A 12025-nucleotide genomic window follows, 5' to 3' on the forward strand; every position below is an offset into this window, starting at 1 on the left:
CCTGCGCAGGTCCCGCGGCTGCCCGCCTGCCACGTGTGAGTCGTCACCATGTCCGACTACCTGCTGCAAATGAACGGCATCGTCAAAACCTTCGACGGCGTCAAGGCCCTGAACGGCATCGACATTAAGGTCCGGTCGGGGGAATGCGTCGGCCTGTGCGGCGAGAACGGCGCCGGCAAATCCACGCTGATGAAAGTGCTTTCGGCGGTTTACCCCCACGGCACCTGGGACGGTGAAATCCTATGGGACGGCCAGCCGCTCAAGGCGCAGTCGATCAGCGAAACCGAAACCGCCGGCATCGTCATCATCCATCAGGAATTGACGCTGGTCCCTGATCTGTCGGTGGCCGAGAACATATTCATGGGCCATGAGCTGACGCTGCCAGGCGGGCGGATGAACTACCCGGCCATGACCCGGCGCTCTGAAGCGCTGATGGCCGAGCTGAAAGTCCCGGACATGAACGTGTCACTGCCGGTTTCACAGTACGGCGGCGGTTATCAGCAACTGGTGGAAATCGCCAAGGCCCTGAACAAGCAGGCGCGGTTGCTGATTCTCGACGAGCCGTCCTCGGCGCTCACCCGATCCGAGATCGAGGTGCTGCTCGACATCATCCGCGACCTCAAGGCCAAGGGCGTCGCCTGCGTCTACATCTCCCACAAGCTCGATGAAGTCGCCGCTGTGTGCGACACCATTTCGGTGATACGCGATGGCAAACACATCGCTACCACTGCCATGGCGGACATGGACATTCCAAGGATCATCGCCCAGATGGTCGGCCGCGAAATGAGCAACCTCTACCCCACCGAGCCCCACGAGGTCGGCGATGTGATTTTCGAGGCGCGGCACATCACCTGCTACGACGTCGACACGCCGAAACGTAAAAGAGTCGACGACATTTCGTTCGTACTCAAACGCGGCGAGATACTTGGCATCGCCGGGCTGGTCGGCGCCGGACGCACAGAACTGGTGTCGGCGCTGTTTGGCGCCTACCCGGGGCGCCACGAGGGTGAAGTCTGGCTCGATGGCAAGCCCATCGACACCCGCACGCCGCGCAAATCGATTCAGGCCGGCCTGTGCATGGTGCCGGAAGACCGCAAACGGCAAGGGATCATTCCGGACCTCGGCGTCGGTCAGAACATCACTCTGGCGGTGCTGGAGCAGTACGCCAGACTCAGCCGCATCGATGCCGAGGCCGAGCTGAACAGCATCGGCAAGGAAATCTCGCGCATGCACCTCAAGACCGCCAGCCCCTTTCTGCCGATCACCAGCCTGTCCGGGGGCAATCAGCAGAAAGCCGTACTGGCGAAAATGCTGCTGACCCAGCCTCGGGTGCTGATCCTCGACGAACCCACGCGCGGCGTGGATGTCGGCGCCAAGTACGAAATCTACAAACTGATGGGCGCGCTGGCCGCGCAAGGCGTGTCGATCATCATGGTGTCGTCGGAGCTGGCCGAAGTGCTTGGGGTCTCCGACCGGGTGCTGGTGATCGGCGAAGGCCAGTTGCGCGGCGACTTCATCAATCAGGATCTCACCCAGGAGCAGGTGCTCGCCGCCGCGCTCAGCCAGCCCGTCGTCTCTAATGATAACGATCGGAAGTCCGCGTAGATGAACCAGGTCAAACAACTCTTCACACGCTACAAGATGCTTACACTGGTGATCGCAGTGGCGATCATCTGGCTGTTTTTCAGCTGGCAGACCGAGGGCGGGTTTCTGACGCCGCGCAACCTTTCCAACCTGCTGCGACAGATGTCCATTACCGGGATTCTGGCCTGCGGCATGGTGCTGGTGATCATCAGCGGCGAGATCGATCTGTCGGTCGGGTCGCTATTGGGTCTGCTGGGTGGACTGGCGGCGATTCTGGATGTCATCTATCACATTCCGTTGCTGGCGAACCTGAGCATCGTCGCCTTGTGCGGGCTGATGATCGGCCTCGCCAACGGCTACATGACCGCCTACCTGCGCATTCCGTCGTTCATTGTCGGACTGGGCGGCATGCTCGCGTTTCGCGGGATCCTGCTGGGCATCACGGACGGCACTACCATCGCGCCGGTATCGCCGGAGCTGGTCTACTTCGGACAGGGGTATCTGCCGCATTCGGTGGGCGCTGGCCTGGGTATCGTACTGTTCGCCTTGACCCTGTTCCTGACCTGGAAACAACGCCGCAACCGCGCCTTCCATGGTTTGAGCGCGCATCCACTGGCGCGTGACGTGCTGCGTGTCGTGGCGATCGGTGCGGTATTGGCCGGGTTCGTCTACACGCTCAACAGCTACGATGGCATTCCGGTGCCGGTGCTGCTGTTGTTGATCCTGCTGGGGGTGTTCAGTTACGTGACCAGCCAGACCGTGTTCGGCCGCAGGGTTTACTCGGTGGGCAGCAACATGGAAGCCACGCGCCTGTCCGGGATCAACGTACAGGCCGTCAAACTGTGGATCTTCGGCATCATGGGCCTGATGTGCGCGCTCGCGGGCGTGGTCAACACCGCACGCCTCGCCGCGGGCTCGCCCTCCGCGGGCAGCATGGGCGAACTCGACGCCATCGCCGCGTGCTTCATCGGCGGCACCTCCATGCGCGGCGGCTCGGGCACCGTCTACGGCGCCCTGCTCGGCGCGCTGGTCATCACCAGCCTCGACAACGGCATGTCCATGCTCGATGTAGACAGTTACTGGCAGATGATCGTCAAAGGCAGCATTCTGGTGCTGGCGGTCTGGGTCGATGTGAGCACACGGGCCAGCCGGCGTTGAAGGATGCAAAAGGCGCTGCTGGTCTTCGCTAAAGCGATCGCCGATGCAGATCACCTACGAGGTGCGCGGCGGTACGAGGGCTGGCCTTTATCCATTTGCATACCTCCTTTTGAATATTTATCCGGCGCCTGCAAATGGCTACTCTGGCCTCCTCACTTGTGACCGCGAGGAGCGACGCAGTTCATGGACCCGAACATTCAACGACTCATGTTTTGGAGTGCCACGTTTGTATTGATGGGCGGTGCCGTTGTATGCGCCGGATGCAAGACCGCCCAGTCGCTCGTCGACAACCACGAGGATTTTCCGCACGCTGATGGCTGCCGCTACGCCGGCGAACATACACGACGCCCGTGGGATGACCTCCACGCTATCCTGCGTTCGGCGCAAGACTAGCCTCGCAGAGCCATGCGCGCTCGATGCCCGAATCCGTCTTCAAGCTGTCCCGCCCGCGCCTGTCAGACATGCCCCTTTGACCGACAAACCGGCTAGTCGATCGAGGTCGATTCAGCGCTCGCTTCGGCGGCCATTTTCAGTCGGTCAGCTTTGCAGATGTATTTCGGCTTGCTGCGCGGCGCGAGTTTGGCACTGGCCTTTTTGGCGTGAGCCTGCAGCAACTGTTTGATCTTTTTACGACGGTTCATGATTCGCTCGGATGTTGGGTTTGATGGCGCCGACGGTATCTTACCCGTTCTATGGGACAAGCTGGATTCCTCGAGGGCCTGTCAGCAAACATGCGAGTAACATCTGGTTGTCCGACCGATTCAAATCCAGAGGCCTCGATCATGAGCGAAATACAACACATTCAGGCGCTCCATCGGGACGGCTATACCCTCTTGCCCTCGTTGATTTCCCCTGATCAGATCCGCGCAGCCCGCGCCGCCATCGACGCCTTGCGCCCCTTCCACTGGGACTACCAGGGCGTACTCGACCATTACAAGTGTGTATTCAACCGACACCCGTTCTGGCTGCCCTTCCTTGACCTGCCAGGTGCCATCGATCTTGCGGAAAGCGTGCTGGGTGCCGACTGTCATGTGATCGGCCAGACGGCCTGGCGTTGCCATCCCGGTTTCGTCGGCAGTGACCTGCACGTGGATTACCTGGCGATGGCTCTGCCCTCTGCTGTGCTGGAGGATCCGGAGTTCGAGCTGCCAATGTACATCTGCACCCTGCAGCTGTATCTGGACGATATCGATGAAGCGCTGGCTCCTACCCGGGTCCTCCCCGGCAGTCATCGCGCCGGACGCGTGCCTCGGCCGGGCGAGCAGGACTGGCGGGGAATCAGTCCGCGTGCTATCCATTGTCGCGCTGGCGATGCACTGATGTTTCGCAGCGAGCTCTGGCATGGCGGGAGCCCCAACCTCGATCCGCTGCGCAACAGGTACATGCTCCAGGTGCATTACGGGCGCCGCATGATTGCCCAGAAATTCTCGCCTTACCTTGAGTGGCAGTTCAATCCGGACGTGCTGGCAGCGGCGACACCCCGACAACGCAGGTTGCTGGGCGACCATGCCGAAGCGGAGTACGACTGACATCTGATACGTGATTTCTGCAAGAGCGTGCGTCTGTTTTCGTACCGGCATTTGTTGCATGATGCGCGTTCCCGGATGCCCAAGCCGCCCATGAAACGTTACGAGAAATTCGCTGCCGATATTGCCGAGATGATTCGCAGCGGAATACTGCCGGCCGGCTCCAAAGTCCCATCGGTGCGGGTTGCCAGCCGGACTCATTCGGTGAGTCCTTCCACCGTCTTCAAGGCCTACTATCTGCTCGAAGACCGCGGACTGATCCAGGCGCGGGCCCGTTCCGGCTATTACGTGCGCGACAACTCCGCCAACACTATGGTCGAGCCGGAGCTGGTCCGGCATGCCAGCGAAGGCACCGATGTCGATGTCAGCGAGCTGATCTTTTCCGTGCTCGCCTCGCTGAAAGACCCGGACACCGTGCCGTTCGGATCGGCCTTTCCCAGTCCTCATCTGTTTCCTCTCCCGCGTCTGGCCAAATCCATGGCGGCTGCGGTCAAGACCATGCGGCCCGCGGCGATTCTCAGCGACTTGACCACCGGCAATCCCGAGTTGCGCAGGCAGATTGCACTGCGCTACATGCTGAACGGGATGCGCTTGGCTGCCGACGAACTGGTCATCACCAACGGCGCAATGGAAGCCCTGAACCTGTGTCTGCAATGTGTCACCCAGCCGGGCGATCTAGTCGCTATCGAAGCGCCTGCTTTCTACGCCTGCCTGCAAGTGCTGGAGCGGCTCAAGCTCAAGGCCGTGGAGATACCGGTGCATCCGCGCGACGGCGTGGATTTCGAATCTCTCGCGGACAGTCTGCGGCGGCTGCCGATCAAGGCCTGCTGGTTCATGAGTGGTCTGCAGAATCCGCTCGGAGCCAGCATGCCCGAGGCCAACAAGGACGCGCTCTACGAGCTGCTGGCCGCGCATGAGGTTCCGCTGATCGAAGACGACGTCTACGCTGAACTGTATTTCGGGGCGCGGGCGCCCTCGCCGGTCAAAAACCGGGATCGCAAGGGGCTGGTAATGCACTGCGGCTCGTTCTCCAAGAACCTCGCGCCGGGCTACCGGGTCGGATGGGTCGCCGGGGGACGCTACGCCGAGCAGATCAATCGTCTCAAGCTGATGACGACCCTGTCGCCATCCGTCCCGGCGCAAGCCGCGATTGCCGACTACCTCAAGCATGGCGGTTACGACCGCCACCTGCGCAAGCTGCGCGATAGCCTCCAATTGCAGCAGGACGCCATGCTGGCCGCAGCGGCCCGGTATTTCCCGGCCGAAACCCGGGTCACCAAACCGGTCGGTGGCTACTTCCTGTGGTTCGAGTTCCCCGAGCGGGTCGACTCGCTGCAGCTGTTCCAGTTGGCGCTGGCGCAGGGTATCAGCCTGGCGCCGGGGCCGATTTTCTCCCCAACCCGACGGTTCCGGAACTGTGCGCGGCTCAACTATGGAAGCCCCTGGGACTCGCGTTGCGAAGAGGCCATGGAAACGCTGGGGCGCATATTGACTTCATTCTGACCTGCCATCTGATCCGCTTTTTTCCTTGTCTTCTGAATCTGTATTGCAAAGCCCCCACAGCCGATAATTATTTCGTCATCCGGCGGCAATGAGCCGCGACACACTGTCAGAGGTTCGTATGGGCAAGCTTGCACTTTATATGTTGGGATTCCTGGCGTTGGCGATCGGTGTCGGACTGCTGGGGACCATACCGCCTAATCTCTGATTGGCCCGGCCAGGTGCATCAGGGCGCAAATCGGTTCAGGCGCTTTACCGACCACGACTGCGTTTGCGCAACAGCTCAATGAATTGCTGGAGTTCGCGGCTCACCGGCTCGGTAGTGCGACGCAGCATGCCGAACGGCGCCATCCGTGCGCCCAGTGCCACGGGCAACGGTTTTACCAGGCCCATCTTCAAGTAGTCGCGCAGCGCGGATTCCGATAACACCAGAATGGCGCTGGTCAGTTGCACCAGTTGCTGCATCGAATAGATCGAACTGCACTCGATGACGTCGGCAGGCGCCGGCAAATCCAGCCGCTCCAGCGCTTGATCGAAGGCGATTCGCGCCGGACTGGTGTCCGGTTGCAGTATCCATGGCCACTCGCGGACCAGCTCCCGCCATTCCGGAGTGTCGCGCTCCAGCAACGGGTGGTCGCTGCGCACGACGGCCAGTAGCCGCTCGTTGCCCAAGGGTTCGAACTCGTAATGATCTCGATCACTGGCTCGGCTGCGGCGGGTGATCGCGATGTCTGCCTGACCTTGTTCAAGCAACTGCACGACCTGGTCGCTGGTGTCGCCCATGATCCGGATACGCAGTTGCGGATTGAGCGCCTTGATCTCCGCCACCACATTCATCACCAGATCCGGCGCGGCACCCATGATGGTCGCGATCGACAGGTAGCCGTAGCCGCCCTGCTTGCGCGCGGTCAGGTCGGCGGCGCAGCGGTCAAGGCCGCTGAGCGCGGACTCGGCGAAACGCAGCAGCTCGCGTCCCAATGCCGTCGGCTGCATGCCCCTGGGCAGGCGTTCGAACAGCTCGCAGCCGAACATGTCTTCGATCTCTTGCAACATCCGGCTGGCTGCTGGTTGCGACATGTTCATGGTCAGCGAGGCGCGGTGCAGGTTGAGGCTCGATCCGAGCACGGTCAGCATCTGCAGGTGCTTGTAGCGCAGGCGGCTGAACAAGTGTTGCGGTGTGCGCTCGATCGCCATGGTCCGATCATCCCTCCGATACCCTGAAGGTATCGACTATAAGCTTAAATCGATTAGTCGAGCATCAAGCTTGGCAGTAGAGTCTGGGCAACAATAAAAACCACCCACGAGGTGTCCGTCATGAGCCGCACAGCCCTCCTCCTGTCCCAGTCGCTTCTTGCGTATGTCCACTCCCCCGGCGTCCCCGATCTCGGCTGACCGTTTCGCACTCATTCGTTACGCAGTTCAACAATTCCAATAAGGAAACTGCCGTGAACACTCTTCCTGCGTCCTTGCTGGCCAAGGTCTCCTGGCGGCTGCTGCCGTTTCTGTTGTTGATGTACATCATGGCGTTCCTCGACCGGGCCAACGTAGGTTTTGCCAAACAGGCCTTCCAGGCCGATACCGGTATCAGCGACGCGGCCTTCGCGTTCGGAGCCGGTGTGTTCTTCGCCGGCTACGCGCTGCTCGAAGTGCCCAGCAACCTGATCATGCACCGGGTCGGCGCCAAGCTCTGGATGTGCCGGATCATGGTGACCTGGGGGCTGGTGTCGGCGGCGATGATGTTCGCCCATGACGTCACCACCTTCTACGTGCTGCGCTTTCTGCTCGGCGTTGCTGAAGCAGGCTTCTTTCCGGGCGTGATTCTGTATCTGACCTACTGGTTCCCCAGCGCCGCGCGGGGCAAGGCCATGGGTTTCTTCTATTTCGGCGCGCCGCTGGCATTCATCTTCGGCAGCCCGTTGTCCGGCCTGTTGCTGGAGCTGGACGGGCTGCTGGGCGCCCACGGCTGGCAGTGGCTGTTCGCGGTGGAAGGTCTGCTCGCCTCGGTGGTCGGCGTCTGGGCGTACTTCTACCTCGATAACCGTCCGCGTGACGCGAAATGGCTGACCCTGCAAGAGCGTCAACAGCTGCAAGCCGTGCTGGACGCCGAAGACAGCCAGAAGCAAGCCCACGGCTCTTTGCTCAAAGTCCTGTGCCAGCCGGCGGTGTTGTACCTGTGCCTGATCTACCTGCTGATTCAGGCCAGTGTCTACGGCGTAGTGTTCTATCTGCCCACGCAAGTGGCCGGGTTGCTGGGCACCAAGGTCGGGCTGCTGGTAGGCGTGGTCAGCGCCCTGCCCTGGGTCTGCGCGCTGTTCGCGGCCTGGAAAGTCCCAGGGCTGGCGGACCGCACCGGTCAGCGCCGGACGGTAGCGGCGCTGACCCTGGTGATTTCAGGCCTCGGAATCGCGGCGTCGGTGACCTTTTCCAGCCCGCTGCTGGGCATTCTCGCCCTGTGTTTCGCGGCGTCGGGCTTTATCTCGGTGCAACCCGTGTTCTGGACCTTCCCCGGCAGTTTCCTTGCGGGTTCCGCCGCCGCGGGCGCCATTGCCTTGATCAACTCGTTCGGCGCGCTCGGCGGATTCATCGCGCCGATCATCAAGAACTGGGCTGAGGGCGCCTTTCAATCGCCGGCGGCAGGTCTGTACCTGCTGGCCTTCACCACCCTGATCGCCGCCGCGCTGGTCATGGGCATACGGGCGCCACGTCGACAAGCATCTGACGCACAACCGAACTATTCCGCTGCCAATTCGAGGAACCTGTCATGAGCATTCCGACCATCAAGCATGTCCGCGCCTATGTCTTGCGAGGCGGTGGCGCGGATTACCACGACCAGGGCGATGGTCACTGGATCGACGACCACATCGCCACGCCCATGAGCAAATACCCCCAGTACCGCCAGAGCCGTCGCAGCTTCGGCATCAACGTGCTGGGCACGTTGGTCGTCGAGGTCGAGGACTCCCAGGGCAATGTCGGTTTTGCGGTCACCACCGGAGGCGAGCCCGCGGCCTACATTGTCGAAAAGCACCTGGCGCGCTTCGTCGAGGGCGCCCGGGTCACCGACATCGAGCGCATTTGGGACCAGATGTACTTCTCTTCCCAGTACTACGGCCGCAAAGGGCTGGTGATCAACACCATTTCCGGGATCGACCTGGCGCTATGGGACCTGCTCGGCAAGGTCCGCCAGGAACCTGTGCATCAATTGCTCGGCGGCGCGGTGCGAGACGAATTGCAGTTCTATGCGACCGGTGCCCGGCCGGACCTGGCGCAGAAGATGGGCTTCATCGGCGGCAAGCTGCCACTGCATCACGGGCCGGCTGAAGGTGAGGAAGGCTTGCGCCGCAATCTTGAAGAGCTGGCGACCATGCGTGAGCGGGTCGGCAAGGACTTCTGGCTGATGCTCGACTGCTGGATGAGCCTGGACCTTAATTACGCCACCCGACTGGCGCAAGGCGCGCACGAGTTCGGCCTCAAGTGGATCGAGGAAGCGCTGTCCCCGGACGACTACTGGGGTTACGCGGCGCTGAAGAAAAACGTGCCCACCGGCATGCTGGTGACCACCGGTGAACACGAGGCGACCCGCTGGGGCTTCCGCATGCTGCTGGAGATGGGCTGCTGCGACATCATCCAGCCGGATGTCGGCTGGTGCGGCGGCATCACCGAGCTGATCAAGATTTCCGCGCTGGCCGATGCGCACTCCGCCATGGTCGTACCGCATGGATCGTCGGTGTACAGCTACCACTTCGTCGCGACCCGCACCAACAGTCCGTTCGCAGAATTTCTGATGATGGCCCCCAAGGCCGACCAGGTGGTGCCCATGTTCCACCCGCAACTGCTTGGCGAACCGGTGCCGGAGAACGGCCGCATGCGTATCTCCAGGCTCGATCAGCCCGGTTTCGGCGTTTCCCTCAATCCCGAATGCGAGCTGGCCAGGCCCTACCAGCATTGACCCTCGACGCGACGTGCACATGGAGTGAAGCATGAACACTGATAACAGCGTTTTGAAGGATACGCGGGTGACCTCGGGTTCGGGCGTCCTGCTGAGCAAGAGCCCGCGTTTGCGGCGCATCCAGTGGGTTGCCCTGACCCTGCTGGTGCTGGCCGGCTTCGTCAATTACCTTGACCGCAGCACACTGGCGATCGCCAACCAGACGATCAGCCAGGAACTGCATTTCACGCCGACCGAAATGGGCCTGTTGCTCTCGGTATTCTCCTGGGCCTACGCCATCGTGCAGTTGCCGATCGGCGGCATCCTGGACCGCTTCGGCGCGCGACTGACGCTCGGCGTCGGCATCTGTCTGTGGTCCATTGCCCAGGGAGTGCTCGGTCTGCTCAGTTCCCTGCAAGCGATGATCATGGCCCGGATCGCGCTGGGCGTGGGCGAAGCGCCACAGTTTCCGGCCGGGGCCAAGGTGGTCAGCGAGTGGTTCAACATCAAGGAGCGGGGCCTGCCGTCCGGGATCTTCAACATGTCCTCGTCGCTGGGGCCGGCGATCTCCCAGCCGATCCTGACCGCCCTGCTGCTCTGGCTAGGCTGGCGGCAGATGTTCATCACCATGGGCGTGCTGGGTGTGATCGTGGCAATCGTCTGGTACCTCAGTTACCGCAACCGCAGCGAGGTGCAGCTGACCCAGGCCGAACAGGACTATCTCAATGAGGGCATCCGCGAGCAGGACCGCGAAGGCAAGCTGAGCTTCGCCGAATGGCGTGGGCTGTTTCGCCTGCGGGTGACCTGGGGTGTGGTGTTCGGCTACATCGGCATCATCTACATGCTGTCGCTGTTTTTGACCTGGATGCCCGCCTACCTGGAACGCACCCACCAACTGACTCTGGCTCACGCGGGCTGGGTCGCGAGTCTGCCCTTTCTTGCCGGCGCGTTCGGGGTGATCAGCGGCGGGCTGCTGGTGGACCGGGTGATCCGGCGCGGCGCCAGTGTGAGCGCGAGTCGTCGCTGGCCGATCTGCACAGGCATGGTCATGGCCGCGCTGTTCACCCTGGCCGCGGCCTATGCCACAGGCGTGGTCCCCGCAGTGGCGTTCTTCTGCGCCGCCATGTTCTCGCTCAACGTCGCCATCGCCGGGACCTGGTCCTTGATCAGCGTGGCGGTCCCGTCGCGCATGGTCGCCTCACTGGCGAGCATTCAGAACTTCGGCGGCTACTTTGGCGGCGCGTTCGCTCCGGTGGTCACCGGAATCATCGTGCAACAAACCGGAGCCTTCACCCATGCACTCGTCATCAGTGCCTTCATTGCCCTGGTCGGGGCCGCTTGCTACTTTTTTCTCGCCAGACTGCCGGACTTGCCGCAGTCGGCATCCGGCAGCGACAACGCTGCGTTCAGCGCCGAGGTCCAGTGACATGACCCGGTTCCGGATACCACTTTTCGCATCGACAGGGCCGGCCTCCAGCGCCGGCTCCACAGGGAGTGTCTTATGAAGTTGCCAGTCAATCCATTCAAAAAAAGCCTCGCCGGCGGCGCAACCCGATTTGGGATCTGGGCAGGCTTTGCCAACGGCTATGCGGCGGAGATCACGGCCAGCTTCGGTTACGACTGGATGCTGATCGACGGCGAGCATGCACCCAACACGGTGCCTTCGATCCTTGCCCAGCTACAAGCCGTGGCGCCCTATGAAACCGCACCCGTGGTTCGCGCTGTGGGCCATGATCCGTTACTGATCAAGCAGCTCCTGGACATCGGCACGCAGACGTTGATGATCCCCATGGTCGACACCGCCGAACAGGCGCGAGCGCTGGTCCGCGCCATGCGCTATCCCCCGCACGGCATGCGCGGCGTCGGCGGGGGCCTGACCCGGGCCACGCGCTGGGATGCTGTACCGGATTATCTGCAGACCGCGCATCAGGAGTTGTGTCTGGTCGTGCAGATCGAGTCGCGGGCCGGTGTGGAGAACGCGGCCGAAATCGCGGCTGTAGAAGGCGTCGATGCGGTCTTCATCGGTCCGGTGGACCTTTCGACGGGTCTGGGATACCCCGGAAACCCTTCGCACCCCGAGGTACAGGAGAAGATTCGCCACGCCATTGACGCCACCCGCGCCGCTGGCAAGGCCTGCGGCATTCTCGCTCCCGCCGAAGAAGACGCGCGCCGTTACGAAAGCTGGGGTTGCCAATTCATCGCAGTGGGCATCGATATCAGCCTGATGCGTCGGGCTGCGCTCGACAACCTGGCGCGTTATCGCCCAAGCGAAGCATCCGGCAAAGGCCGGCCGGTATCACGTACCTACTGAACTCCATTTGAGGACCCGTTC

At 62.1% G+C, this 12025-nt stretch carries 10 protein-coding genes; 8 read left to right on the forward strand and 2 right to left on the reverse strand.

The genetic code is table 11. The features are described from left to right. The first annotated feature begins 48 nt into the window (after positions 1-48). Both xylG and TRP66_RS00470 read left to right on the forward strand, forming a co-directional pair. Positions 49-1605 carry a D-xylose ABC transporter ATP-binding protein gene (gene xylG / locus TRP66_RS00465; RefSeq protein WP_333399354.1) on the forward strand — a complete coding sequence of 519 codons (1557 nt, stop codon included), beginning with the start codon at positions 49-51 and terminating at the stop codon, positions 1603-1605. Beyond that, positions 1606-2742, forward strand: a complete 1137-nt coding sequence (locus tag TRP66_RS00470) for a sugar ABC transporter permease (RefSeq protein WP_333399355.1) — start codon at positions 1606-1608, stop codon at positions 2740-2742. It abuts the gene before it with no gap. 485 nt (positions 2743-3227) lie between these two features. Here TRP66_RS00470 and TRP66_RS00475 read toward each other — a convergent pair whose 3' ends face one another. Then, positions 3228-3383 (reverse strand): DUF2986 domain-containing protein, encoded by a 156-nt coding sequence (locus TRP66_RS00475; protein ID WP_333399356.1) that lies wholly within the window; start codon positions 3381-3383, stop codon positions 3228-3230. Between the two features lie 141 nt (positions 3384-3524). On the opposite strand from TRP66_RS00475, the gene TRP66_RS00480 reads away from it, so the two are divergent. Beyond that, a complete protein-coding gene (locus TRP66_RS00480; protein WP_333399357.1) occupies positions 3525-4271 on the forward strand; it encodes a phytanoyl-CoA dioxygenase family protein in 747 nt (248 codons plus the stop codon). 90 nt (positions 4272-4361) lie between these two features. Next, positions 4362-5771: a GntR family transcriptional regulator MpaR gene (mapR, locus tag TRP66_RS00485; protein ID WP_333399358.1), complete on the forward strand. Its 1410-nt coding sequence runs from the start codon at positions 4362-4364 to the stop codon at positions 5769-5771. Positions 5772-6020: 249 nt separating this feature from the next. On the opposite strand, the gene TRP66_RS00490 is transcribed toward mapR, so the two are convergent. Continuing rightward, positions 6021-6962, reverse strand: coding sequence for a LysR family transcriptional regulator (locus TRP66_RS00490; RefSeq protein WP_333399359.1), 942 nt, complete (start codon positions 6960-6962; stop codon positions 6021-6023). A 251-nt stretch (positions 6963-7213) separates the two neighbouring features. Here TRP66_RS00490 and TRP66_RS00495 point away from each other — a divergent pair, with 251 nt between their 5' ends. The 4 genes from TRP66_RS00495 (at position 7214) to TRP66_RS00510 (ending at position 12004) form a co-directional block, all read left to right on the forward strand. Continuing rightward, positions 7214-8533 (forward strand): MFS transporter, encoded by a 1320-nt coding sequence (locus TRP66_RS00495; protein WP_333399360.1) that lies wholly within the window; start codon positions 7214-7216, stop codon positions 8531-8533. Further along, positions 8530-9714, forward strand: coding sequence for an L-rhamnonate dehydratase (gene rhmD / locus TRP66_RS00500; RefSeq protein ID WP_333399361.1), 1185 nt, complete (start codon positions 8530-8532; stop codon positions 9712-9714). Before TRP66_RS00495 ends, rhmD begins: the two co-directional genes overlap by 4 nt. Positions 9715-9745: 31 nt before the next feature. After that, positions 9746-11119, forward strand: coding sequence for an MFS transporter (locus tag TRP66_RS00505; RefSeq protein ID WP_333399362.1), 1374 nt, complete (start codon positions 9746-9748; stop codon positions 11117-11119). Between the two features lie 75 nt (positions 11120-11194). After that, positions 11195-12004, forward strand: coding sequence for an HpcH/HpaI aldolase/citrate lyase family protein (locus TRP66_RS00510; protein ID WP_333399363.1), 810 nt, complete (start codon positions 11195-11197; stop codon positions 12002-12004). Positions 12005-12025 lie beyond the last annotated feature (21 nt).

It is taken from the genome of Pseudomonas sp. JDS28PS106 (genome assembly GCF_036706555.1).
GTDB lineage: Bacteria > Pseudomonadota > Gammaproteobacteria > Pseudomonadales > Pseudomonadaceae > Aquipseudomonas.

What these genes read in the sequence shown, in the direction of transcription:
- mapR (WP_333399358.1), top strand. Translation starts at nt 4,362, where the DNA reads ATGAAACGTTACGAGAAATTCGCTGCCGATATTGCCGAGATGATTCGC.
- TRP66_RS00490 (WP_333399359.1), bottom strand. Translation starts at nt 6,962, where the DNA reads ATGGCGATCGAGCGCACACCGCAACACTTGTTCAGCCGCCTGCGCTAC.
- rhmD (WP_333399361.1), top strand. Translation starts at nt 8,530, where the DNA reads ATGAGCATTCCGACCATCAAGCATGTCCGCGCCTATGTCTTGCGAGGC.
- TRP66_RS00510 (WP_333399363.1), top strand. Translation starts at nt 11,195, where the DNA reads ATGAAGTTGCCAGTCAATCCATTCAAAAAAAGCCTCGCCGGCGGCGCA.
- TRP66_RS00475 (WP_333399356.1), bottom strand. Translation starts at nt 3,383, where the DNA reads ATGAACCGTCGTAAAAAGATCAAACAGTTGCTGCAGGCTCACGCCAAA.
- xylG (WP_333399354.1), top strand. Translation starts at nt 49, where the DNA reads ATGTCCGACTACCTGCTGCAAATGAACGGCATCGTCAAAACCTTCGAC.
- TRP66_RS00505 (WP_333399362.1), top strand. Translation starts at nt 9,746, where the DNA reads ATGAACACTGATAACAGCGTTTTGAAGGATACGCGGGTGACCTCGGGT.
- TRP66_RS00480 (WP_333399357.1), top strand. Translation starts at nt 3,525, where the DNA reads ATGAGCGAAATACAACACATTCAGGCGCTCCATCGGGACGGCTATACC.
- TRP66_RS00470 (WP_333399355.1), top strand. Translation starts at nt 1,606, where the DNA reads ATGAACCAGGTCAAACAACTCTTCACACGCTACAAGATGCTTACACTG.